This window comes from Geomonas terrae (genome assembly GCF_004791675.1).
Taxonomy (GTDB): Bacteria; Desulfobacterota; Desulfuromonadia; order Geobacterales; family Geobacteraceae; genus Geomonas; species Geomonas edaphica.
Window position 1 is genome coordinate 390,784 of sequence record NZ_SRSC01000001.1, and the last position, 26,156, is coordinate 416,939.

The following is a 26,156-nucleotide window of genomic DNA, read 5'->3' on the forward strand; positions in this document are numbered from 1 at the left end:
TACGGAGGTATGCCCCATGATCCGAAGACTAAAGAAACCGCTGCTGGTTCTTTTCGCACTCCTGCTCCTGCCACTCTATTCTGCCGCAGCCCTCGCCGCCCCGGACGCGCGCGCCCTTTTGAAGGAATCGGAAAGCCGGCACCGCACGAAGACCCAGCAGTACTCTGGCGACCTCACCGTGGTGAACAAGGAGGGGAAGGTCCGGAAGAAGGGGTGGAACAGCTACCGGCAGGGGTATGCCGGGGACTCGAAGAACCTGATCCGCTTTACCGATCCCCCCGAGGTGAAGGGGGTCGGCTTTCTCTCCCTGCCGCGCGCAGGCTCGGACAACCCGGACCAGTGGCTCTACCTCCCCTCCATGAAGCGCGAGCGCAGGATCGCCCCCCAGGACCGCGACGCCTCCTTCGTCGGGACCGACTTCAACTACGAGGACATGGAGGAGTTCGACCACGAGAAGTACAAGGTGTCGCTCGAGGGTGAGGAAACCGTGGAGGGGCACCCCTGCTGGGTGATCAGGGCGACCCCGCTCGAGAAGGGGAGCAAGTCCATCTACCAGAAGCTCACCCTCTACCTTAGAAAGGACATCCTCTACCTGGTGCGCGAGGACCTCTACCGCAAGGGGGAGAACCAGACGGCGAAACGCCTGATCCTCTCCGACATCAAGAACGTCGAGGGGCACTGGATCGCGGCGCGCATGGAGATGACCGACCTGAAAAAGGGAAGCCGCACCACGGTGACCCTCAAGCAGATCTCCTTCAACCGACCGCAGCCCGCGAGCCGCTTCACGCTGCAGAACCTGACCCGCGAGGGTGGCGATTGAGGGTCGTCGCACTCCTTCTTTTCTTCCTGCTCCTTCTCCCCGGCGCGGCACTCGCGGAAGGGTTTTCCGGCTACGCCGAGTTGAAGGGGATCGGCTACAGCGAGCGCTCGCCGGGTGATCCCTACGCGGCCGGCTGGGGCACCCTGTTCGGCAAGTGGGAAGAGCGCCTTGCCGAGAGCCAGCTCACCGCGTCCTTGCGCGCGGAGTGGCTCACCTCACCGCAGACGAGCCCGCTTGTCTTCGACCCGGCGGACCGGAAGTTGAGGCGCCCCCCCTTGAGCATCCCCGAACTCTGGCTGCGCGTCCCGCTCGCCTCCTCGCACGACCTCGAGCTCGGGCGCTTCCAGCTCGGCTGGGGCAAGACCGACGGCTACTCCCCGGCCGACGCCTTTCTCCCCCGCGACCTGACCGACCCTTTCGCCGACGAGAAGCTCCCACTCTGGGGGGTGCGCGCAAGCGGCCAGGAGGAGAACCTCCGCTACCAGGCCGTGCTGGTGCCGGTGACGACGCCGTGGCGCATCCCGCCGCTTGGAAGCCGTAACGCCCCCATCGCCTCCGGCGCGCTCCCGCAGGGGACCGTCCTGCGCGAGGCGGACGACGCGCCTCCCCTCCCCGGCTTTGCCGCACTGCGCCTCCTCGCCACGCACGGCGACTGGGACCTGGGCGTCTGGGCAAGGACCGGCGTGCGTCCGGCACCGATCCTTCGCTTCACCATAAACCCTGCCCTGCAGGACGGGCCGGTCCCGGTGGTGACGGTCACCCGGCGCTACCCGCGCGAGCACGCGGCCGGGGTCGAGGTCTCCAGGGTCGCCGGTTCCTACGTCCTGCGGGGGGAGTTGGCCGCCCTTTTCTCCGGCGACGCCGAGCTGGGCGACGCCGTTATCGCCACCTTGAGCCTAGAGCGGGGCTTCGGCGACGGAACGCTTCTGGTCACCCTGGCCGGCAACGCCATCGACCCGCCCGTCGACCCTACCCTGCTCTTCGACCGGGGCGCCCTCCCCGCCCTCATCGTCGCCTGGAACCGGACCGAGGAGTGGGGCGCGTGGAAGGCGGTCTGGGACTGCGGCCTCGAGCGCGGCGACGGCATCCTGAAAGGTGAAGTCGCCTACAACGTCACCGACACCTGGAAGGTAACCGTCGGAGGCGATCTCCCGTACGGCTCGCGCCAAGGTGCGCTCGGCGCCCTGCACGACGCGCGTCGCCTCGTCGCCGCCGTCCGCCGCAGCTGGTGACCCGCACGCCCCCGTGCATTCCGCGCCCCCACCCTTCACCCCCAGCGTTGTCCGTCCCCTCCCCTTGCGGGTAGGTTCCTCCGGGAAACGCAAAGTGCAGTTTCCTACGAAGCGCTGCATGAGCCCCTACGTCCCCCCCTTCGCAAAGGGGGGAGCTATAAGGCCACCGTTCTCAGCAAGAGAGGACACGGGTTAACTGAAAGGCTTCTTCCTCCGGACGTATACGCGCATGCAACACCGCGGGCGGTATACGTTTTAGACAGCTCCCCACCTTTTACGCTACCATCGAACCCTCTCCGGCAGCTCACCGCGCCGCGGCGCATACTTTCGCGCCGTCCGCGACATCCTTCTGCCGGAGCAGGAGAGCGATGGGCACCATCAGTTGCGAAACCATTTCCGGGATCCGTCTCTTCAACGGCCTCGCCACGGACGACCTCCGGCAGGTGGCCGGGCGCCTCGAGCTGCGCCAGTTCGCCGCCGACGAGATCATCCTCTCGAGGAACGAGCCGGCGATGGAGCTCTACGTGATCCTCTCGGGGCGCATCCGGGTGGAGCTTTTGGACCGCTCCGGCCAGATCCTGAACCTCACCGAACTGGGGATCGGCAACGTGATCGGCGAACGCGCCATCCTGACCGACGAGAAGCGCTCCGCCGACGTGCGCGCCATCACCGAGGTGCAGGCGGCACGGCTCACCCGGGAGGACTTCGAGGAGCTCCTCGAGCGCATGCCGCTTCTCTACGCCAACATGAGCCGCATCCTCGCGGCGCAGCTCGGGAGCTGGGCGCACCGCCACCAGCGCGAGGAGAGCGAGCACCGCGAGGTGATCACCAACATCATCGGCTGGCAGCTCCTCCCGGAGTTCGGGGAGTTCCCCGGCATCTCCCCCTGGGTCCGCCTGCTCAACAAGCGCCTCGAGCACCTGGCCGGCACCAGGAGCCACGTCCTCATCTTGGGCGAGCCCGGCACCTGGAAGGACCTGGCCGCCCGCCTGATCCACTTCCACAGCGACGACAACCGCCCCGTCCTCTTCCTCGACTGCGCCGCGCCGCCGCCGGTTTTGGGCGAGGAGTGCGCGGCGAGCGAATCGGCGGCGCAGAGCTCGCTCCTGCTCGGTCTCGCCCAGGAAGCGGCGCTCTTCGGCCACGCCCCTGAGGGGGCTGTGTACGCTCGCCGGGTGCGGCGCGGCATGATCGAGCTTGCCGCCGGCGGCGACATGATCCTCAGAAACATCGACTGCCTCACCCCCGCGGTGCAGGAGGAACTGGTCGAGTTCATGGAGTCCGGCCACTTCACGCGCCGCGGCGAGACGAAGCTTAGAAGCGGAGAGGTGCGCATCATAGCGACGAGCGGCAAGCCGCTCGCCCCCATGGTCGAAAACGGCAAGTTCAACGCGGTCCTCTTCAAGAAGCTCTCGGGCGAAACGGTGGAGTTGGCACCGCTGAGGGAACGCAAGAAGGACATCCCGGTCATCGCGAGAAGCCTTCTGAAGTCCCTGAATGCGAAGCACCACAAAAACGTGCGCCGCCTCTCCCAGGACGCCCTGAACCGCCTGGTGGACCACGACTGGCCCCTGAACGCGAGCGAGCTGTACCAGGTCGTCTCGCGCGCCGTGGTCGTTTGCAACGACGACGAGATCCACCCCGAACACATATCCCTGCAGGGACACCCCTTCGGCGACGGGCACTTCGACCTCCTCACCCTCCCGGCGGTGGAGCGCCTCGCGCGCAACCCGCGCTTCCCGCGCCTTTTGCGCTACGTCACCGTGCCGCTCTTTCTGGCGGTGACGCTATACACCCTCTTCGGGCCTCCTCTTAACAACGCGGCGAACCTCGCCGCCTGGACCATAGGGTGGCCGGCGCTCCTCGTCACCGCCTTTCTCTTTGCCCGCGGCTGGTGCAGCTTCTGCCCCATGGAGGCGATCGGCGAGTATATCGGGGTGTCGAGCCGGGTTGTGCGCGACCCCGCCCCCTGGCTGCGCCGCTGGGGCCCCACCCTCTCCTTCGTGGCACTCGTCCTGATCCTTCTGGCCGAGCAGGCGACCGGGATGTTCACCTACGCCGGGGCGACCGGACTTCTCCTTTTCGGCATCCTCTGCGCCACGGTGAGCGCCGATCTCGTCATCGGGCGCCGCGGCTGGTGCAAGTTCCTCTGTCCCTTGGGGCGCATCGTGAGCCTCGTCTCGCGCATCTCTCCCCTTGAGATGCACAGTAACCACAACGTCTGCCTGAGCCGCTGCCGGGTCGACGACTGCATCAAGGAAAAGGGTTGCCCCATGGGGCTGCACCCTTCCGGGGTCGACAGCTCGGACCATTGCGTCCTCTGCCTGAACTGCGTGCGAAGCTGTCCGCACCACTCCATGCAGCTCGACCTCAGAAACCCGACCTGGGGCGGGTTCAACCGCGCCCGGCGCGGCCTGCGCGAGGCGTTCTTCAGCACCACCCTGGTCGGCGTGGTCATCGCCGCGAAGGGGACACCGCTCGCCGCCGGCCGCCACATCGAGATCTTCTCGCGCACCCTCTGGAGCGTCACCGATTACCTGGTCGCCCTCGCCATCGTGGCCGGCTTCACCCTCCTCACCATGCTCGCCTCGGCGACGGTGCGCGGAACCGGGTGGCGCCAGGTCTTCACCACGAGCGGGCTCGCCTACCTGCCGCTTGCCGCGGCCGGGCTCTTCCTCATCTTCTTCCGCGCCCTGGTCGAGGGGGGCGCTGCGCTCGTGCCGCTCATGATCGACGCCCTGGGCCTCGACGGCCGGCTCGACGCGGCGCGGCTCACCCCCGAGTTCGGCACGCTGCGCCTGCTCATCTACCCGCTCATATTGCTCGCTGCGCTCTTCTCGCTCAAGATCCTCGGCAAGCTGCAGCGCCAGGACGGTCTCCCCGGCGGCGCGCTTGCCGGTCACCGCGTCCTGATCGTCGCCGCGGCGACGGTTTTCGTGGCGATCCTGTAACGGATCTCGCGCGCGGCAGCGGCCAATCGGGGTGAAACGCCGTAACCGTCGCCATCCCCGACGATAACGGGTTGACAATTTTCCCGACAGGGTATAAACAGACAGAGTTCCTCGTTAAGATGAGGCGTTTGCACAAACACAGGCTACTGCCCGGAAACGTCGAAAGACGCCAATGGGTAGACCAGGTATTGCCGGATTAAGGCTCTACTTAAGGTAGCTGGTCCCTTGCGACCTACGTTGTGCACTGCCGAAAACCGACGAGTGGGGAACCGTGAGGCACATCCAGGCCCGGGTTCTCCCGTGGCCTTTTTTCGTTTCCGCACATCGCACAGAAAGGTGGTGGTTTTTCACATTGGACAGTCATAGTAGCGAATATCCGTTACCCATCCCGTTCCCGCGGCGATAACCCCCTTCAAAGCCTTCCTCCTTCCCTGCCCGCTTTGATCCGGTTCCGCCCACAGGAACGGGACTCGATAAGCAGCGGGGAGTCTTCCACACGAACTCCCTCTTGATGCAAGCACCGACCGGCTTACGCAGGGCGCTCTACGCCCGTGGCGCATCCGGCGTCGTATTGCGGTCGCACGCGCCGTCGCAGCACCGGTCCGTCCGGCTGCGGATGTGGTACGCTTTGGCCGCACGCAAGGTTGCCGTACAGGAGAAGGCAGGATGTTCATCGTTTCCAATATACCGGGAGGGCGTTCGGCAAAGCAGACGCCCGCCCAGCGCCAGCAGGCGCACAAAACGGCGTCGCAGGGGGAGAGCGAGCGCCGCCTGGTGGAGCTTTGCTCCATCTCGGTGCGCGACGCGCTGAAAGAGCTCGACACGAAGGCGAAAGAGGGGCTCTCCGCCGAGGAGGCCGAGAAGCGCCTCGACGAGTACGGCGCCAACGAGCTCGCCCACGCAAGACGCCTCACCGTGTTCGCCGACCTCCTCGAGCGCTGCAAGAGCCCGCTCGTAATCCAGCTCCTCGTCATCGCCATCATCTCCGGCATCGTCGGCGAGACCAAGTCGGCCCTCATCGTAAGCGCCATGATCATCCTGAGCGTCGGCCTCTCCTTCATCCTGGACCGCCGCTCCGGCCAGGCGGTCGAGGCGCTCGGCAAGAGGGTCCAGTCGCGCACCCTCGTGCTGCGTGACGGCGAGGAGACCGAGATCCGCATCAGCGACGTGGTCCCGGGCGACATCGTGCTCCTCATGGCGGGCTCCATCATCCCCGCCGACGTGAGGCTCCTCTCCGCCAAGGACTTCTTCGTGAGCCAGTCCGCGCTCACCGGCGAGTCGATGCCGGTGGAAAAGAGCGCCATGGTCGACAAGGAGCACGACACCGGGCTCTCCGCCTGGGAACTCCCGAACGCCTGCTACTTAGGCTCCAGCGTGAACAGCGGCTCGGCGCGCGCCGTCGTCGTTAACACCGGCGTCAGGACCCTCTTCGGCTCCATCTCCGCCTCGCTTGCCGAGAAGCCGGAGGATACGAGCTTCGACAAGGGGACCCGCTCCTTCACCTGGCTCATGATCCGCTTCATGCTGGTGATGACCGCCGCGGTCTTCATGATCGTCGGCATGACCAAGGGGAACTGGGTCGATGCCCTCCTCTTCGGCCTCTCCATCGCCGTCGGCCTCACCCCCGAGATGCTCCCAATGATCGTCACGGTGAACCTCGCCAAGGGCGCGCTCACCATGGCGGCCAAGAAAGTGATCATCAAGCGGCTCCCCTCGATCCAGAATTTCGGCGCCATCGACATCCTCTGCACCGACAAGACCGGCACGCTGACCCAGGACCAGGTCGTCCTCGAGAAGTACGTCGACCTGACCGGCCGCACCAGCGAAGACGTCCTCACCTACGCCTACCTGAACAGCCACTACCAGACGGGCTTAAGAAACCTGATCGACCGCGCCATCCTCGACCACACCGAGATGAACGTCCAGCTCTGCCGCCTGGTGGACGAGCTCCCCTTTGACTTCCAGCGCCGCCGCATGTCGGTCGTCGTCGACTTCGAGGGTGACCACGTGCTCATCTGCAAGGGGGCGGTGGAGGAGATCTACGAGTGCTGCAGCCACTACCAGATCGGCGAGGAGGTCTTCCCCCTCTTCGACATGATCCGGGACAACCTCTTCGAGGAGGTGGAACGGCACAACCGCGACGGCTTCCGCGTGCTCGCCATCGCCTACCGCGAGTTCCCGCGCGAGAAGACCCAGTTCGAGGTGAAGGACGAGTCGCGCATGATCCTCTTGGGGTTCATCGCCTTCTTCGATCCACCGAAGGCGCAGGCGAGCGAGGCGCTCGCCCTCTTGCAGGAGGCGGGTGTGCGCGTGAAGGTGCTCACCGGCGACAACGGGCTCGTGACGAAGAAGGTCTGCAGCAACGTGGGACTGAAGGCGGACGGGATGCTGACCGGTGCGGAGCTTGCGCGCCTGGACGACGAGGAGTTCACGCGGGTGGTCCGCGAGGTGGACGTCTTCGTGAAGCTCTCCCCGGCCCAGAAGGAGCAGATCGTGCGCAGCCTGCGCGACAGCGGCCACGTGGTCGGCTTTTTGGGGGACGGCATCAACGACGCCCCGGCGCTTAAGGCCGCCGACGTCGGCATCTCGGTCGACTCCGGGGTCGACGTCGCCAAGGAGACCGCCGACATCGTGCTCCTGGAGAAGAGCCTTCTCGTCCTCGAAGAGGGGATCATGGAGGGGCGCCGCGTCTTCGCGAACATCATCAAGTACATCCGGATGGGGTCCTCCTCCAACTTCGGCAACATGTTCTCGGTGATCGGGGCGAGCTACCTGCTTCCCTTCCTCCCGATGCTGCCGGTGCAGATCCTCGCCAACAACCTCCTCTACGACTTCTCCCAGACCGGGATACCGACCGACCGGGTCGACGAGGAACTGGTGGCGAAGCCGCTTAAGTGGAACATCGGCAACATCAAGCGCTTCATGTTCTGCATAGGCCCCATAAGCTCGCTCTTCGACTACGCGACCTTCGCGCTCATGTGGTATGTCTTTGGCTGCGCCGCCTACAACGCCCCCGGCGTCACCGCGCTGCAGCAGGACGGGCTTGCGCGGCTCTTCCAGACCGGCTGGTTCGTGGAGTCGCTGCTCACCCAGACCCTGATCGTGCACATCATAAGGACCCGGCGCATACCGTTCTTCGGCAGCTCGGCCTCGCTTCCGATGACCCTCACCACGCTGGCGATCATGGGGATCGGCGCCTGGCTCCCCTACTCCCCCTTCGCGGGGGCGCTGAGCCTCGTGCCGCTGCCGCCGGTGTACTGGGTCTATATCGTCGCGTTCCTTCTGACCTATTCCATCCTTACCCACTTCGTGAAGACCTGGTTCTTCAAACGCTTTGGAGGTGACTGATCATGGACAGCCTGCTCGACGCACTACAGGAAGGGCGTCTCCTCGAGATCCCGGACGATTACGACAAGGAGGACGCGCTCCGCTTCCTCGCCCACATCCTGGAGGCGGTCCCGTCGCTTCCCGCCGACACCGACGTGGCCGGACTCATCCTCGCCAAGGAAGCGGCCTCGAAGACCGCCCTCGGCAAGGGGTGGGCCTGCCCCGACGCCCGCGTCCCCTTCGACGAGGACCTGATCTGCGTCGTCGGCTGGAGTCCCAAGGGGATCGACTACGGCACCCCGGACGGGAAACCGGTGAAGGTGATCGCCATGTACCTCGTCCCGGAGAACCAGCGCAGCAACTACCTGCGCGAGATCTCCCTCCTGGCGAAGGCTCTCGAGATCTACCCGGAGATCGAGCGGCTGAACGCGGCCGACAGCCTGAACGACATCCGCGACCACCTGCTCGACCTGATCAGCACCACGAGGGGGACGGTCGGCCCCGACTCCCGCGCCAGGATGATCCGCCTGCAGGGGAAAGCGGCCGCCGTGGAGCCGGTCCCCCAGGACCTCGCGAACCTGCTCGTCGAGCCCGTCACCATCATCGTGGGCACCGGGCTCTCCCCGGTGGTGCTCGGACACGACCAGGCGCTCGTTGAGCTCCTCGAGGGGATGCCCGGGCTCGCCGAGGAGGCGACGGCGCACAGCTCCTTCAACGTCGGCGGATGGCGCATCGTGAAGCGCAAAGACGCCTCCTTCACCGGCGAACGCCTGCTCATCGACTGCCTGGCATTGAGGACTTCGGGAGGGAAGTAAGGGGAGGATTGCCATGACGGAAGCAAACGATCTGCAGCAGCGCCTCGATTCGTCCGAGGAGAGAAACGCGCTCAACAACAAGGTCGCCGTGGCGGTCGCCATCATCTCGGTCTTCATGGCGGTGTCCAAGGTGAAGGACGACAACATCGTCCAGGCGATGCTGCAGGCTAAGTCGGACCAGGTGGACACCTGGAACGAATACCAGGCGAAAAAGCTCAAACAGCACCTTGCCGAACTCGGGCTGAACCAGGTGGTGGCGATCGGTGCGCTGGCGCCGCGGGAGAGCTCTCCCGCGCTAGAGCGGCAGAAGAAGGAGTACGGCGACAACATCGCGCGCTACAAGGTGGAAGAGGAGAAGCTCGCCGCCCAAGCGAACGGGCTCGGCAAGCAGTACGACGACTTGAACTACCGTGACGACCAGTTCGACCTCTCCGACGCGACGCTCGCGGTATCGCTCGCCATGCTCGCCATCGCCTCGCTCACCCAGAAAAAAAAGCTCCTGTACCTGGCGCTCGCCGTCGCGGGGTTCGGGATCGTCATGGGTGTCGCAGGCTTGGCCGGCCTGCCGCTGCACCCTACCGCGCTGGTGCGCGCCCTCTCCTAGCGCCGTCCCCCTCGATCGCGGCGAAGAGCTCCGACACTACCTTGGAGAGGTGGCACCCCGACAGGAGTGCTGCGTAGGACGCGTCGTCGGTGATGATCCGCTTCCTGAGCGGGCGATGCTCGCTCTCCGAAAGCAACTCCTCGAGCGTCGCCTTGATGCTTTTGCCCCGCGGGGGGACCTCGATGCCGCGCCCGCAGCCGGAGTCGTCCAGGGCGGTCACGTACCAAAGTCTTAGCGGCGCGAGGCTCGGGTCCGCCTCGATGTGGCCGCTCGCCCGCACGTATTCGAGCACCTTTTGCGCAAGCTGCAGCTTCGCCATCTCGTAGCATGACTCATCGACGATGTTGCCGTGCTCGAAGAAGGGGATCACGTGCAGCCACGGCTCGCTGCGCACCTGCTCCGTCCCCGGTTTCTGCTCCCGCCCCACCACGAAGAGCGCCCATACGTAAGCGGTGTAGAAGAGCCGCGAACTAGCCGGGTTCCCCACCACGCTGTGCCCCTCGTACTCCAGGATGAAAGCCTCGCGGTCCGGGTTCAAAAGCTCCTGCTGCGCGCCGCAGATCTCCCCCTGGAAAAAGCTGCTCGGGGGCCAGAGCTTGCCGGTCACGCTCGCGTGCAAGGCCGGGTGCGCCGCGCCTGTTTGCGCCGCCGCCGCTTTTCTCAGGTCGGAGAGGAGCTGTTCCTTTCTCTCGTCTCTCACCCTCACGCGCACCGAATTGTTCTCGTCGCCGAAGCCGTACTGCAGCGTGATGGGCCCCTGCCACTGTTCGCAACTGCAGATCGGGACGCTTGGTCCCCACAAAAGCCAGAGGTTGAAGATGGTCATCTGCTGCGCCGAAAAGCCGCGGTGCGACATCCGGTCGTACGAGGAGATGATGGGGTCCCAGTCGTCGGAGAAGCGCGACATGAGCCCGGCCAGGAGGTTCAAGGGCAGAAGGAAGCCGTGCTCGATCTTCACGCTGCAGAGAAAGGAGGCCTCCTCGTCGAGCGATAGGCGCAGTTGCGACACGGCGAGCAGGTACTGCTTGATCCCGTTCTTGGTGCTTTCATCGTTCAACCTGAAGACATCCACCACCTCGATCACCGGCTCGCGCTCCTTGATCTTCAAGGCGCCGAACTTGGCCCGGTTCGCCCGCCGCCACTCGGCGAGCTCGCGTCGGTAAGCCTTGTCGTCGAACTGCAGCTGGTACCTCTTGGTTTTGGCGTCGAGATACCAGGCGGGCTCCTTGCGCGGCTTCGGGTGCAAAAGCCTGAGCTCAAGCCAAAGGCGCATCTGCCTTCTGAACATCGCCGGCTTGAAGGGCCAGGCGGAGTCCCAGCACGCCTTCAGCGTGTTCATCACGGGGAGGTTTTCCTCGGAGGAGAGGCAGCGCCAGACCAGGCGGACGGGGGGGAGGAAGAACCACAGCAGGTAGAAAAAGGCGGTGGCAACCGCGACGACAAAGGCGGCGATCTCCTGGTAGCTTTTCATAGGCGCCTCCTCCTAATTGATTAAAAAACGTCAACGAATTGTATCGGCGGCACTCGCTTTTGCAATGGCACCGCGTTCAACCAGTGCCGCCCCCCCTCCGGTTCGTTTTTTCCCTCACAGTTTCCCGTGCAACGGTCGATAAGAGTGATGTAGCGGTGCACCGCAAAATACCCCGCCCATAAAGCGGCCATGGTCTTCACTATGATGCAGAGGTACATACAGAAAAGGGCGCTCGCCCTGCTGGTCGTCGTCGCCACAATCGTGTGCGGGCTCATCTTCACCCTCTCCTATGACAAGGCGAAGGATGCGGCCATCTCCAGGCTGCATGACGAGCAGATGATCCATGCAAGGCAGGCGGCCCAGGGTATCGAGGAATATTTCGCCACCTGGACCGGTATCCTCAGTTCCCTGGCACGGATGAAGGAGATCGCCATCCTAGACGCTCCCGGGCGGCAGCAGATGGAATTCTTCTACGATGCCCACAAGGAGCAGATCCGATCCTTCACCCGTGTGGACGAAAACGGGGTCATTCTCTTCACCGTTCCGCAGCGGGAAGCGGAGGGGGAAAATATCGCGGACCAGAAGCACATCCGCGAACTTATGCGAACGCACCAGCCGGTGGTGAGCGACGTATTCCGGGCGGTGCAGGGATACGACGCGGTAGCCCTCCATGTCCCGGTTTTCGACGGGGCACGCTTCAAGGGGAGCATCGCCATCGTCATCAACTTCCAGAACCTCGCGCACCGCTACTTCGACGTGATCAAGATCGGCAAGACCGGGTACGCCTGGGTGGTCAGCCGCGACGGCACCGAGCTGTACTGCCCCGTGGCCGGGCACAGCGGCAGAAACGTCTTCGAGAACGCCAGGGAGTTCCCGAGCCGCAGAGCCGTCGCGCGGGAGATGCTGAAGGGGGGCGCAGGCACGGGGAGCTACAGCGCCCGAGTGGACGCGCGGGACAGCAAGCCGACAAAACAGCTCGCGGTCTACTACCCGGTGGCGCTCGGCAACACCTTCTGGTCCATCGCGGTCACCTCCTCCGAAAAGGAGATCCTCGCCTCCCTCACCTCGTACCGAAACCGCCTGATCGCGCTGCTCGCCTTCCTTTTGGCGACGGGCATCGCTGTCTCCGGCCTTATCGTCCGCGCTATGCTGATATTCAAGGAGGAGGCGGCCCGAAAGGAGGCCGAGGCCGACCTGCGAGCGAGCGAGCAGAGATACCGCGACCTCTTCGAGCACAACCCGGCGCCCATGCTGATCTACGAGCGCGGGAGCATGGAGATGGTCGCGGTGAACGAGGCGTTCGCCCTCGCCTACGGCTACGCGCGCGAAGAGGCGCTGGCACTCCACCTGACCGACCTCTACCCGGATTACGAGAAGCGCAGGATCACCGATGTCGCTGCGAAGCTCACCGGGCATACCTACGTGGGGGAGTGGCACCACCGCAAAAAGGACGGCTCGGTCTTCCCCATCGTGGTCACCTCGCACGACATCGTCTACAAGGGGCGCACCTGCCGCATCGCCGTCATCACCGACATCACGGAGCGCAAGCAGATGGAGCGGGCCATCGAGGAAGAGTCGAATCTGAACCGGCTCCTCCTCGAGCAGTCCCCCGACGGCATCGTCATCATCGACCCGGAGACGGCGCGTTTTCTCAACTTCAACGACGCGGTATGCAGACAGTTGGGCTACAGCCGGGACGAGTTCGCGGAGCTCTCCATCTTCGACGTGGAGGCGCAGGAGACACGGGAAGAGACGCACGAGCGGATAGGGGGGATCGTCAGGGAGGGACGTGGGAGTTTCGAGACGGTGCAGCGCACCAAGAGCGGTGAGCTCAGAAACGTCGAGGTCAACGCGCAGATCGTCAACATCCAGGACCGCCAGGTCTACTACTGCATCTGGCGCGACATGACCGAGCACAAGAAGCTCGAGGAGCAGCTAAGGCAGTCCCAGAAGATGGAGTCGGTCGGGAGGCTCGCCGGTGGCGTCGCTCACGACTTCAACAACATGCTCGGCGTCATCATCGGCGCCGCTGAGCTTTGCCGGCACCGCATCCCCGACGACGCCCCGGAGCAGAAGTTCCTCGACCACATCCTGAAGGCGGCGCAGCGCTCCAGCGAGATCACGCGGCAGTTGCTCGCCTTCTCGCGCAAGGAGATCGTTTCTCCAAAACCGGTGAACCTGAACAGCCAGGTCCTCGCCGCGGAGAGTATGCTCTGCCGCCTGATCGGCGAGGACGTGAAGCTCACCTTCAAGCCGGCGACGCCGCTTTGGACCGTCCTCATCGATCCCTCGCAGTTCGACCAGATCCTCATGAACCTCTCGGCGAATTCCCGGGACGCCATGCCCGACGGCGGCAACCTGAACATCGATACCGCCAACATCCGCCTCAACACGGATTACTGCCGCCACCACGCCGGCTGCGTCCCCGGCGACTACGTGAAGGTCACCGTGAGCGACACCGGAACCGGGATGGACCGGGAGACGCGGGAGCACATCTTCGAGCCGTTCTTCACGACGAAGGGGGTGGGGGTCGGCACCGGCCTCGGGCTCGCCACCGTGTACGGCATCGTCACCCAGAACAACGGGTTCATCAACGTCTACAGCGAGCCGGGGCAGGGGACCGTGTTCAACATCTACCTGCCGCGTCACCATGAGGAGGCGCGCGAGGAGGAGGTCGATGCCGCCCTGCCGAAAAGCGGCAGCGGCACCATCCTGCTCGTCGAGGACGAGGAGATGCTCCTTTGCACGACGACGCTGATGCTTGAGGAGATGGGGTACGAGGTGATCCAGGCGGGGACGCCGGAAAGCGCCATCGACATCTGCGCGCAGGGGGGTGAGATCGACATGGTCCTGACCGACGTGGTGATGCCGGGGATGAACGGCAGAGAGATGGCCGAGCGTATCAGGGGGATCCGCCCCGGGATAAGGGTCCTCTTCATGTCCGGCTACACCGCCGACATCGTCGCCCAGCGCGGCATCGTGGAGGAAGGGATGCACTACATCTCGAAGCCGCTCGACTCCCGGCAGCTCCATGAAAAGATCGCCCAGTTGCTGGCACACTGAGCCGGGTGCGGCGCGACATGACCGGGTAGCAACGCCCTCACCACGCCCGGGAGAGGGGACGCGAAGGACAGCTGCCAACGAAGGCCGCAAATCCCCCCTGTCCCCCCTTCGCAAAGGGGGGCACGTGTCGCCATACTCACTGCTTCGAGACTGGCTGCCGCACGATCATCCCTCAGACGGCTTATGGAAGGGCTTTTGAGGTACCTCTATGCGGCCGGTGTCGTGGAACGGTCGAGAATGTCCCGTACCTTGCGCAGCAACTCCGTAGGCTGAACCGGCTTCATGATGAGCTCGATCTCCTCGGCCAGGGCGTCGCGGATGTCGATGAATTCCCTGGTGTAGCCGCTCGTGAACGCCACGCGCATCGACGGGTCGACCTTCCTGATCTCCTCACAGGCCTCCTTGCCGTTCATCCTGGGCATGATGAGGTCCATAAGCACCAGCGCGATGGTTCCCGGCGGCGTCCCCTGAAACTTCTCGATCGCATCCGCCCCGTCCTGCGCCAGGATGACCCGATACCCGTGCTCGGTCAGGATGCTGTCCAGGAGCTGACGCAGTGAGGGCTCGTCCTCCACGACCATGATCGTTTCCGTTCCCCGGCCGGGAGCATCCGGTGCCGCGGCGCTTTCCTCGGCAGCCCCTCCGATCCGGTACAGCGGCAGGTAGATCCTGAAGGTGGTCCCTACTTCCGGTTCGCTGTACACGTTGATGAAACCGTTATGCTGCTTGATGATGCCGTACACGATGGACATGCCGAGGCCGGTCCCCTTGCCGGGCTCCTTGGTGGTGAAGAAGGGCTCGAAGATCCTGGTCCTCGTCGTCTCGTCCATCCCGACCCCGGTGTCCGAGACGGAAACGACCGCGTAAGGACCGGGCGCGGGATGCTCGCCGGTCGATGCGCCGCACTCCTCGATCATCTGCCGGTGGGTCTCGATGGTCACCACGCCGCCCCCCGGCATGGCGTCGCGGGCGTTGGTGACCAGGTTCATCAGGACCTGGTCGATCTGGCCGCTGTCGACCCTGACCGGCAACGGCTCCGCGCTTACCGCCGATCTGAGCTGGACATCCTCCCCGATGACCCGCGCCAGGAACTTCTGCACCTGCAAAATGATGTCGTTCAGGTTGGCAGGCTGCAGCCTCATCACCTGCTTGCGGCTGAAGGCGAGCAGGCTTGAGGTGAGCTGGGCGGCCCGGTCGGCGTACTCGAGGATGTGGTCGACCTTTTCCTTCTGCTCGGGAGCAAGGAGGCTGTCCCCTTTCAACATGGCGCCGTACCCCATGATGACCATGAGGATGTTGTTGAAATCGTGGGCCACGCCCCCAGCGAGTTGCCCGATCGCCTCCATCTTCTGCGATTGCAGCAGCTGCTCCTCCAGCCGGTGCCGCTCCGTTATGTCTTCCTTGATGGTCACGTAGTGGGTGACGACCCCGTCCCTGGTGCGGACCGGCGAAACGGTGACGCGCGTCCAGAGAAGCCGGCCGTCCCTGGCGCGGCTCGGCATCTCTCCCTGCCAGACCGTCCCTGAGGTGATGCAATCCCAGAGGGTCTGGTGGTCCGCCTCCTGGGCCTGCTCCGACAGCAGGAGGTCCGCCTGCTGGCCTACCATCTCCTCCGCCGCATAGCCGCTCATCCGGGTGAAGCTCGGGTTCACGAACTCGACGACCCCGTTCTTCGCCGTGATGCGGATGGAAAGCGGGCTCTGCTCCACGACGTGATACAGCTTCAGTACCAGTTCCTCGGTCTGCCGGCGCTCGGTGAGGTCGTCGACGAGGGTGATCAGGTAATCCGGCTTTCCCTGACCGTCGAGCGAAACCGAGGAGGTGAGCCGGCTCCAGCGCTCCCCATGCGGCGTCGCCACCGGGGCCTCCCGGACCACGAGTTGCCCGGGGTGGCCGAGCGGCTCGGTCGGGTCGAACCCGGGCAACCAGTCGCTCAGTTGCGTTCCCAGGAGCTCCGCTTCCGTTGCCCCCAGGAATTCCTGCAGTTTGCCGTTCGCCCGCAGCACGCGCCCCTCCAGTTCGAGGTGCGCAAGCCCAAGCCCCGCCTGCTCGAAGGTGCTCCGGAAGCGCCGCTCGCTCTCCACCAGCCGGCGCTGCGTCATGATCGATTCCAGCGCGTTGGAGAGCGTCAGGCGGATCTCGGTCTCGTTCCACGGCTTCTTGAAGTAGTAGTAGATCTGGCTGCGGTTGATGGCGTTGATGACGGCGTCGATGTCCGAATACCCGGTGAGGATCATGCGGATGCAGTCCGGATAGGCCGCCGCGACCTTCTCCAGGAACTCGGTCCCCGTCATGCCTGGCATGCGCTGGTCGGAAACCACAAGGGGGATGTCATGCCCGGAAAGGAGAGCGAACGCCTCGTCGGTGGTCTCGGCGATGAACACCTCGTAGGTGTCGCGCAAAAGCGCACGCAACGCCACGAGATTCGGCCGTTCGTCGTCGACGTAGAGGAGTCTCGGTTTGGTTGCAGGAGGTATTTCGCTCATGGCGGCTCCTTTCTCAGGTTTCGAGCTGCGGCAGTATCACGCGGAATGCGCTCCCCTGCCCGGCGCGGCTCTCCACCTCGATGACACCCTGGTGGTCGCGGACGATGCCGTGCGAGATGGAAAGCCCGAGGCCTACCCCCTTGCCGACTTCCTTGGTGGTGAAGAACGGCTCGAACAGGTGCTTGCGCACCTCGTCCGTCATGCCCACCCCGCTGTCCGCGACCTCCACCACGGCGCAGCAACGTCCGTCGCGCTCTTCCATCCGGGTGCTGACACGGATGGTCGCGTCGACTTTTTCCGGTTGGGCCATGATGGCGTCGACGGCGTTTGCCAGCAAATTCATGAACACCTGGTTCAGCCTCCCGGGCTGGCACAGCCATGGGGGGAGATCGTCGTAGTGCCGTTCGATGCGGATGCGGTCCTTGTAGGAGCCGTTCAAAAGCAGCAGGGCGGCGTCGAGGCACTCGTGCAGGTTCACGCTCTTTCGATCCGCCTCGTCCATACGGGAGAAGATCCTCAGGCTGCTCACGATCTCGGCGGCCCGGTTCGCGCCGTAACAGGCGTTGTTCACGAGCTCGTTCATGCTCTCGCGCAGCTCGCCGAGTTCGTTTTCGCGGCACCACGTCTCGATGCGCCCGATCACCTCATCGCATATCCCGCCCGGTAGGGCCTGGCAGAGCGCCATCAGCTCGTCGATCGGCGCCACGGTCTTTTTCAGCCCCTGTACGCTGGCGGCGATGAAGTTGAGGGGGTTGTTGAGCTCGTGTGCGACCCCCGCGGTCAGAAGCCCCAGGGCCGCCATCTTCTCCGACTGCACCAGGTGCACCTGGGCGCGGGTCAGGTGCTCCAGGGTCCGCGCGAGTTCGGCATTTTGCCGTTGCAGTGCTCCGCGCACCCGGGAGAGCTCGAGATGGGTCTCCACCCGGGCGAGCACTTCCTGCGCCTGGAACGGCTTGGTCACGTAATCAACGCCCCCCTCGTCGAAGGCACGCAGCTTGTCCGCAGTCTCCACCGCAGCGGAGACGAAGATCACCGGGATGGAGGCGAGTGCGGGGTCTTCTTTCAGGGCGCGGCAGACCTCGAAACCGTTCATCTCCGGCATGTTTATGTCGAGCATGACCAAGTCCGGGGGCTGCAGCCGCGCAGCCTTCAGGGCCATGGGGCCGTTGATGGCCCCCCGCACCTCGTACCCCTTCTCCTTCAGGATCGATTCCAGCAGCTGCAGGTTGGCCGGGGTGTCGTCGACGATCAGGATCATTGTCGTTTTTTCCGTCATACCGTGTCCGCCTCTCTCCCCGCAGCCGCAGGCTCCCCCCCCTGCCCCGGCGTTTGCAGGAGCACCTCTTCGATCAGATCAAAACGGTACCCTTCAGCATGGTCGCGCAGACGGTCGGCCACCCCGGGCGCGCTCTCGCTGATGCCGCCAAGCAGGGAAAGGATGCGGCCGCGGTCCAGCTCCCGCGCCGCCGCGATCAGTTCGGAGCGCACCTCCTCGGGAAGGAGCGCCACCGCCTCGGCCATCCCCGCATCCGACAAGACGTCTTCCCCGCTTGCGACCGTGGTGTCCTCCTCGTCTTCATACTCGAACTCGACCGGAAGCAGCCGGCCCAGCTTCTCGAAAAGCTCCTCCTCGCGAAACGGCTTGCGCAGGAAATCGTCGACCCCCGCCGCCATGACTTCCCGCAACTGCTCCTCGAAGACGCTGGCCGAAACGGCTATGATGGGGACGTCCTTCCCCTCGGGGAGCGCGCGTATGCGCCTGGTCGCCTCGCGCCCGTCCATGACCGGCATCACCACGTCCATGAAAACGAGGTCCGGCGTATGGGAGGCGAACGCTTCGATGCCGCGTTGCCCGTCTTTCGCCTCGATGACGCTGAACCCCACCGGGGTGAGCATCTTCACCAGGATCTCCCGGTTCGTGTCGCGGTCGTCCACCACCAAAAGCTGCCAGCTCCGCTGTCCCGGCTTCAGGCGCAGCACCCGGCGTTGCTGCCCGGCAGGCTCCGGAGCGGGCGCCTGCTCCGCCTCGACCACGGGAAGGGTCACGCGGAAACATGCGCCGTGTCCAGGTTCGCTGGAAACCGACAGATCCCCCCCCATGAGCCGGGCGTACTCGCGGCTGATCGGGAGCCCGAGTCCGGTCCCTCCCTGGGTCCTTCTGCCGACGTCCGCCTGCTCGAAGAGGCCGAAGACGTGCTGGATGTCCTCCGGCGCCACGCCGGGCCCGGTATCTTCCACCTCCACTTCCACGAACGGGCGGCCGTCACGCATGTCCCCCCGCGCGCGGAGCGCTACCCAACCATGGTCGGTGAACTTCACCGCGTTTCCAACCAGGTTGATGACGATCTGGCGCAGCTTCCCCGCATCCCCAAGCACGTAGCGCGGCGTATCCGGATGTACCTCGAGCATGAGCTGCAACTCCTTGGAAGCCGCCTTGGGAGAGAAAACCTCCACCACGTCCTGCAGCACTCCGGGCAGATCGAAAGGGAGCGCCTCAACGCTCATGCGCCCCGATTCGATTTTGGCCATGTCGAGCACGTCGTTGATCAGGGCCAAGAGGTGCTCGCCGGAGCGGTTGACCGTCTTTAGGTTGCGCCGGTTCGCCGGCGAGAGGTTGGGGTCGTGCAGGACGATCTGGCTGAACCCGAGCACGGCGTTCAGCGGGGTTCTGATTTCATGACTCATGTTGGCGAGGAAGAGCGACTTCGCGCGGTTGGCCGCCTCGGCCCCCTCCTTGGCAAGGGCCAGTTCGTCCAGGGCGTTGCACAGTTGCTGGTTCGCCTGGCGCAACGAACTGGTACGCTCATCGATGCGCTGCTCCATCTCCCGGTTGATCTGTTGCAGCTCCCTGGTCCGTACGTTCACCTGCTGTTTCAGGACGACCCCGCCGACCAGGCTCATGATCAGTGCGGCGCCCAGCACCCCTCCAAGGAGCGGCAGCCAGGCCGGGAGGTTGAAGTGCACCTCTTCCGAAGTCCACCGCTTCATCGTGGCGTAGTACACGGACTGGGGATCCGTTTTCATCGCGGTCAGGTGGCCGTCGATGACCTCCAAAAGCTGCAGCGGCCCGGCGGCGTCCTTTCGGGCCGCGAAGCAGTAGGGGGCCGGGTCGAACATGATCGGGGTATCCTCCAATCCCGATTTCCTGGCGAACATCAACCCGTAATAGCGGTTGGTCACCCCGGCATCGACCTTACCCGAGGCGATCATCTCGAATTCCGTCTTGTAGTTCGAGACCGGCACCTGGGTGATCTTCAAGCCGAAGCTCTTCGCCTGCCGGTCCAGGGTTTCCAGCTGGATGGTCTTCTCAAGCCCCGCCACACGCTTGCCGTTTAGGTCCAGTATCGACTGGATGCCGCTTCCCTTGCGGGCATAGACCTGCGACCAGCCGGAAAGGACGGCAACCTTGTTGAAGGAATAAACCTTCTCGCGCTCCGCCGTATATGCGACATCCGGCATCAGGTCTATTTCGCCTTTTTGCAGGCGCTCCAGCCCCTGGCTCCAGGTCCCAGTCACGAACTGCAGCTGCCAACCCTCTTTCGCGGCTATGTGCTCGATGATGTCGACGAAGATCCCCGCAGGCTTACCGGCGGCCGAGACGAAAATCTTAGGGGGGTTGTCGTAGACGCCGACGGAGACGGTTCTGGGAGAGGCGAGGACGGCGGTAGGGGCAAGGCAAGACAACAGCAAGACGACACTGAAGATAAGGAGCGGAAAAACGAAGATGAAGAAGCGGGCAAAGGATGAAGGCAGGTGTACCTGGTCATGCCAGGATCCCTTGGAGTTCATGGGTAACCTCATAGCAGCACAGGTTCCGAAGTCTGCCGCATGACGGCCCACGCGTCGGGCGGGCAGCTCCTTTGACAGTACTTCCTGTGACAACACAGTTCCGCAGCCTCTTAAAGAGCCGTTAATATAGTGCAATCCTCGGGACAATACAATGAAGTCGGTATTGCGATAAACGCAGGTAAGAATTCGATTTTCCTTACCGTGCCCGATTTAAAGCAGTGACTCCAGCACTGACGCCATCGCCTGCGCGTCGAAAGGCTTATGCAGGGCCTTCAAGAAACCGTAGTCGCGGAAGTTCGCCATGACCGGGTCGTTGGAGTAGCCGCTCATCACGACCAGGCGCGCTTTCGGATCGAGGGAGAGGATCTGCTGCGCCGCGTCCTTCCCCCCCATTCCTCCGGGTATGGTGAGATCCACCAGCACCGCAGAGAAGGGATCCCCCTCCTGCAGCGCCGCCCGGTACAATTCCACCGCGTCGCCGCCGTCGGCGCAGGTCACCACTCGGTGCCCCAGATGCCCGAGCACCCCCGCCGCCAACTGCCGGATCACCTCCTCGTCGTCCATCACCAGCAGGGAAAGCGCGGCGGGAGGCACCTGGCTGACGCGCGTCACCTCGGGTGCTTGTTCCTCACCGCTCGCCCCCAGCGAGGGTAGATATACGGTGAAGGTCGTACCATCGCCTTTTTGAGAATCGACGCTCACGCTGCCGCCGTGCCTTTTGACGATGGAGTAGACCGAGGCGAGCCCCAGCCCCTTCCCCTGCGGTTTGGTGGTGAAGTAGGGATCGAAAACCTTCTTTAGGTCCTCCTGCGGGATGCCGCCCCCCTCATCGGAGAACGCGACGCTCACGTAAGGACCGGGCGGGAGCTTCTGCCAGTTGTTCGCCTCGAGAAGGTGGTCGCGAGCGGTGATGACGAGCAGTCCCCCCTCGGACATCGCCTGCACGGCGTTCATGATGATGTTGCTGAAAGCCTGGCACATCTGTCCCGCATCGGCCTCCACCGCGCTCAGCGACGCCGGGACGTCGACGATTCCCTTCACGTTGGAACCGCTCAGGGTGAGCGAGACGGCCTCGTCCACCAGCACGCCCACCGAGGTGACCGCCCGGACCGGCGCTCCCCCGCGCGCGAAGGTGAGCAGTTGCTTGGCAAGGTCTCCCGCGCGCAACGACGCGCGCTCCGCCGCCTCCAAAAGGGGCTGGGAGCGGTGCTCCGGCTCCAGTTGCATCCTCGCAAAGGAGAGGTTACCCATGATGCCGGTCAGGATGTTGTTGAAATCATGCGCGATGCCTCCGGCTAAGATGCCGAGGGATTCCAGTTTCTCCATCTTGAGCCGCTCGTCTTCCATCGCCTTCAACGCCTGCTCCGCCTCCCTGCTGCGGTCCCACTCGCGGTTGAAAACCTGCGTGAGCGTCGTCGTCATGATCATGAAGACAAGCACGAAGAGGACCCCGCGATAGAGGTCGTTGTACCAGTTGGCAAGGTAATCGGCCGTGGACATGGCGACGAAGACGTAGAGCGGCTGCGGCAGCGCGATCTTTCGGAAGGAGAAGACCCGCTCCACACCGTCCACGCTGCTCTTCGTGCGGTAGGTCCCCATGCTCTCCCCCTTGGCGAGCAGCGACCTGAACCGGTTGGAAGTGACCTTGATCTCAGAGCCGCCGGGGGAGCGGTTCAATTTGGGGTAGCGCGCCACGACGCTCAAGTCCGACGCCACCAGCGACAACAGCCCCTGCTTGCCGATATTGAGCGTGGAGAAAGTATGGGACAGGTAGTCGAGGGTCACCCCGGCATAGGCAAGCCCTGCGAAGGAGCCGTCCGGAGCGTTCACGCGCCGGGCAAGGACGATCATCCATTTACCGGAGATGCCGCCGATGAGCGGCTTGGAGATGACGAGCCCCGCGTCGGGGGTCTGGCGCAGGTATATGAAGTAGTCGCGATGGGCGAGGCTTTTCGTGGTTGCCGGCGTTACATTGGGACCGTATAAAGCGACCCCCGCCATATCGGTCGCCCTGAGCGAGACCAGTTCCGGGAGCCGGGCCTGCTGCCGAACTATGAAGCGGCTGAGGGCTGCGGAGTCCACCCGCCCGGCCCCAAGCTGCCGTTCGTACTCGTCGCAGACCGCCTGCAACGATATGTCTATCTTGGAGAAGATGCCTGATATGTTCTCGTCGAGTACCCGGGCAAGGTTCTGCGTCGTGACGCTTGCCCGCTCCGTGTACACGTCCCGGCTTTTCATCAAGGCGAACGAGACCATCCCGGCAACGACTATGTTCAGCACCACCACTCCGGCGAACAGGTGCCTTTTCAGAACATTGACCGATCTGCCGAGTGCTGTGTCAGTCTTAGCTTTTCCCTTTGCCATTAACATGGACGCGGATGTCAGCTCCTATGAGATTGGTTTCGTTTATGTTCCAGACAGTTTGCTTCATTTTATCAGTATGGCAATAGCTGGAATTAAAATTATCGGGTTAAACGTGCGCCGATAGTATGTCGATCCGGCTCAAGAAAGCATGCAGAGGTAAAACATGTGACAGATCGGCGTTCGGGGCCCAAAACCTTTGACTGATTTAGCTGCACTCCGGGAAAGGACTGCTATATTGAGTAAGGTTTTTTAATTTCAATCCCCGCGGACATGAGGCTTCATGGCCCCCTACCTGAACCACTTACAGCCGACGGAACAACACCTGCGACGCGGCGCGGCCCTAAGCGGCATCGTCGCGGCCCTGATCGGAGCGATACATCTCGTCTTCTGGCTCTCCGGCCTCCTTACCTCAAGCGGCTTGCACCATTTCGTGATGAAGACGAACGCCTCGTTGTGCCTCCTTCTCTGCGGCCTTGCCGTTGCCATAGTTGCGGAAGAGCCCAGGGGCGCTAGGGGGCTGGCGGCCGTCCTGGCGGCACCGGCAACGGTGATCGCCGCGCTCACCCTGCTCGAGCACCTCCTCGACGTCGATTTCGGCATCGACCAGCTCGTGGCGTATGAACAGCCGGGCGCACTGGGGGTCCTGCACCCGAACCGGATGGGTCCCCCCGGTGCCACCGCATTCACCCTCTGCGGCATCGGCATTTTTTTGCTGCTGCAAGGGAAAAGTGTGGCGACCCAGGTGGCCCAGTTGCTGGGGGGTGTCCTTTGCCTGCTGGGTCTGATGGGGTTTCTCGGGTACCTTTACCGCGTTGAAGGGCTCTATGCGGCCCCGCGCGTGACAGGCATCGCCTGGCCTACGACCTTATCGCTCATTCTCCTCGGCATCGGGCTTCTCCTCGCAAGACCGCGAGATGCGTTCATGGCAGTATTCACCTCACCCACGCCAGGCGGCTTCGTATCACGCGCCCTGCTGCTGCCGGCGGTTACACTCCCCATCCTGCTCGGGTGGCTCGTCCTCACCGGCGAGGCTTACGGCCTCTACGGCATCACGTTCAGCATAAGCCTCCTCATGCTCTCCTGGATCGTCATCTTCTCGGTGATCGTCTACCAGATAGGAAAACGCGCGGAGATCCATGTGCAGGCGGTGGAAGGCCAGAAAGCCCGCGAAGCGCTGCGCCAAAGCGAGGAAAAGCTGCGGGACATCATCGACAACATGGCTGAGGGGCTCATCGTCATCGACGTGGAAACCGCGGGGCTCTACTGGAACCGCCGGGCCCTGGAGATGTACGACTTCGAAGAGGAGTCGGACGAAATCAAGACCTTCGAGAGCGCGGTCCGAACCATCGAACTGAGAACGATGGAAGGGGAACTCCTTCCTCTTGAACAGTGGCCGGTTCGCCGGATTATGAGGGGCGAGGAGCTGCACGACGTCGAGCTTTTGGTAAGGCATCGGGAGCGGACATGGCAGAGGATCTACAGCTACCGGGGTACGGCGATCCATGATGCGCAAGGAAAACTGCACATGGGCGTTCTGACGATTCGGGACATTACCATCAAGAGGCAGGCCCAGGAGGCGCTCAGGGAAAGCGAGGAACTGCTGAGCACCGTGCTTGAGACGCTTCCCGTCGGGGTATGGGTAATTACCGCGAGCGGCGACATCCTGCATGCCAACAGGGCTGCTGAAGAGATATGGGGCGGCGCGCCCAAGGTCGGGATCGCCGGATACGAAAGGTACAAGGGGTGGCGGACCGATTCCGGAGAAGCGATTGCCGCAGAAGAGTGGGGAGGCGCGCGGGCCATCCTGAAAGGGGAGACAATCCTCAATGAAGAAGTGGAGATAGAAGCGTTTGACGGCAGCCGTAAGGTCATCCTTCTTTCCGCGGTCCCCATCAGGAATGACAAAGGCGAGATCACCGGGGCAGTCGCGGTAAACCAGGAAATAACGGTGCGTAAGCGGATAGAGAACGCCCTTCGGGAGAGCGAGGAGAAGTTCCGTGCCGTCTTCGAACAGGCGGCCGTCGGGATGGGACGCGTCTCCTTTGACGATGCGCGCTGGATCGATGTCAATGCGGCATTCTGCAACATGCTGGGCTACAGCCGTGAGGAGATGCTGGCGACTCCCTGGCCCGACATCACTCACCCCGATGACCTGGACCTTGACCTTGTGCCGTTCCGGAAGATGGCGGCGGGCGAGTTGAACAGCTACAGCATAGAGAAGCGCTTCATCCATAAAACGGGGGAGTACGTATGTGCCAGGCTCACCCTGTCGTTGGTGCGCGATTTCGGCGGCAGACCCAAATTCGAAGTGGCGATCATCGAGGACATCACGCGCCGGAAAGAGGCGGAGGAGGCACTGCGCAAGGCGAAGGACGAACTCGAGCTGCGGGTAAGAGAGCGGACGGCGGAGCTGGAGCAGGCGTACCTTGCGCTGCAGCGCGAAACCGACCAGCGCCTTGCCGCAGTAGAAGACCTGCGAGAAAAGGAGCAGCTCCTCGTTCGGCAGAGCCGGCTGGCGGCCATGGGGGAGATGCTGGCCAACATCGCCCACCAGTGGCGGCAGCCGTTGAACGTCCTCGGGCTCGTCGTCCAGCAGTTGCAGCTGACCTACGAATTGGGGCAGTTTAGCGGCGAGTTCCTGAAGGGTGAGGTCGGCAGGGTGATGGCGCTCATCCAGCACATGTCGAACACCATCAACGACTTCAAGGATTTTCTGAAAGAGGAAAAAGAGCCGCAGCCGTTTGATGTAAATTCCGCCGTGGACGCCACGGTGAAACTTCTGGAAGCGCCCCTTAAAGCGTTGCGCGTCGATCTGCGTATCGAGGAGGTGGACAAGCTCGTCGTGACGGGGCACCGAAACGAGTTCTCCCACGTCATCATGAACCTGGTGAACAACGCTACGGAAGCGCTCAGGGAGCGGGCGGTGGCAACGCCGCGGATATCGATCCGCATTTTCAGGGATGGGGAAAAATCCGTCATCACGGTCGCGGATAACGCCGGTGGCATTCCTGAGGAGATATTGCCGCGCATCTTCGAGCCATACTTCACGACAAAGGGGCCGGAAAAGGGAACCGGGATCGGGCTCTACATGTCCAGGAACATCATCGAGAAGGGCGCGGGCGGGCAGCTCAGCGTACGGAACACCGAAGAAGGTGCGGAGTTCAGGATCGAGTTTCCCGGCTAGCGCAGGTTATTCAGACGGCGGATTGTACGAGTGAGTTGCTCTGTAAGAAT

13 protein-coding genes and 1 riboswitch are annotated in these 26,156 nt (G+C 63.7%); of the genes, 8 read left to right on the forward strand and 5 right to left on the reverse strand.

Translation table 11 applies throughout. The features are described 5' to 3' along the window. Positions 1-16: 16 nt before the first annotated feature. From E4633_RS01675 to E4633_RS01700, 6 genes are all read left to right on the forward strand, one after another. Positions 17-820, forward strand: coding sequence for an outer membrane lipoprotein-sorting protein (locus E4633_RS01675; protein ID WP_135868539.1), 804 nt, complete (start codon positions 17-19; stop codon positions 818-820). Continuing rightward, complete coding sequence (locus E4633_RS01680) at positions 817-2,052, forward strand: hypothetical protein (RefSeq protein ID WP_135868540.1); 1,236 nt, start codon at positions 817-819, stop codon at positions 2,050-2,052. The genes E4633_RS01675 and E4633_RS01680 overlap by 4 nt, the downstream gene beginning before the upstream one ends. Positions 2,053-2,420: 368 nt before the next feature. After that, positions 2,421-5,003, forward strand: coding sequence for a sigma 54-interacting transcriptional regulator (locus tag E4633_RS01685; RefSeq protein WP_135868541.1), 2,583 nt, complete (start codon positions 2,421-2,423; stop codon positions 5,001-5,003). Positions 5,004-5,106: 103 nt separating this feature from the next. Next, a riboswitch (M-box (ykoK) riboswitch) is annotated at positions 5,107-5,276 on the forward strand. A 393-nt stretch (positions 5,277-5,669) separates the two neighbouring features. Further along, positions 5,670-8,351: a magnesium-translocating P-type ATPase gene (gene mgtA / locus E4633_RS01690; RefSeq protein WP_135868542.1), complete on the forward strand. Its 2,682-nt coding sequence runs from the start codon at positions 5,670-5,672 to the stop codon at positions 8,349-8,351. Between the two features lie 2 nt (positions 8,352-8,353). Continuing rightward, positions 8,354-9,145 carry a PTS sugar transporter subunit IIA gene (locus E4633_RS01695; RefSeq protein WP_135868543.1) on the forward strand — a complete coding sequence of 264 codons (792 nt, stop codon included), beginning with the start codon at positions 8,354-8,356 and terminating at the stop codon, positions 9,143-9,145. A 13-nt stretch (positions 9,146-9,158) separates the two neighbouring features. Beyond that, positions 9,159-9,749 (forward strand): DUF4337 domain-containing protein, encoded by a 591-nt coding sequence (locus E4633_RS01700; RefSeq protein WP_135868544.1) that lies wholly within the window; start codon positions 9,159-9,161, stop codon positions 9,747-9,749. On the opposite strand, the gene E4633_RS01705 is transcribed toward E4633_RS01700, so the two are convergent. Continuing rightward, positions 9,721-11,220 (reverse strand): hypothetical protein, encoded by a 1,500-nt coding sequence (locus E4633_RS01705; protein WP_135868545.1) that lies wholly within the window; start codon positions 11,218-11,220, stop codon positions 9,721-9,723. The genes E4633_RS01700 and E4633_RS01705 overlap by 29 nt on opposite strands. A 201-nt stretch (positions 11,221-11,421) precedes the next feature. Here E4633_RS01705 and E4633_RS01710 point away from each other — a divergent pair, with 201 nt between their 5' ends. Further along, positions 11,422-14,283: a hybrid sensor histidine kinase/response regulator gene (locus tag E4633_RS01710; protein ID WP_135868546.1), complete on the forward strand. Its 2,862-nt coding sequence runs from the start codon at positions 11,422-11,424 to the stop codon at positions 14,281-14,283. Between the two features lie 206 nt (positions 14,284-14,489). On the opposite strand, the gene E4633_RS01715 is transcribed toward E4633_RS01710, so the two are convergent. The 4 genes from E4633_RS01715 to E4633_RS01730 all read right to left on the reverse strand — a co-directional run bounded on the left by E4633_RS01715 (position 14,490) and on the right by E4633_RS01730 (position 22,928). Next, on the reverse strand, positions 14,490-16,769 hold the full coding sequence (locus E4633_RS01715; protein ID WP_135868547.1) for a response regulator: 2,280 nt from the start codon (positions 16,767-16,769) through the stop codon (positions 14,490-14,492). Positions 16,770-16,782: 13 nt separating this feature from the next. Next, complete coding sequence (locus E4633_RS01720) at positions 16,783-18,045, reverse strand: hybrid sensor histidine kinase/response regulator (protein ID WP_135868548.1); 1,263 nt, start codon at positions 18,043-18,045, stop codon at positions 16,783-16,785. Then, entirely contained in the window at positions 18,042-20,558 is a 2,517-nt protein-coding gene (locus E4633_RS01725) for an ATP-binding protein (RefSeq protein ID WP_162604922.1), read from the reverse strand. The genes E4633_RS01720 and E4633_RS01725 overlap by 4 nt, the downstream gene beginning before the upstream one ends. A 210-nt stretch (positions 20,559-20,768) precedes the next feature. Beyond that, entirely contained in the window at positions 20,769-22,928 is a 2,160-nt protein-coding gene (locus E4633_RS01730; protein WP_135868550.1) for a hybrid sensor histidine kinase/response regulator, read from the reverse strand. Between the two features lie 274 nt (positions 22,929-23,202). On the opposite strand from E4633_RS01730, the gene E4633_RS01735 reads away from it, so the two are divergent. Next, a complete protein-coding gene (locus tag E4633_RS01735) occupies positions 23,203-26,106 on the forward strand; it encodes a PAS domain-containing sensor histidine kinase (RefSeq protein ID WP_135868551.1) in 2,904 nt (967 codons plus the stop codon). Positions 26,107-26,156 lie beyond the last annotated feature (50 nt).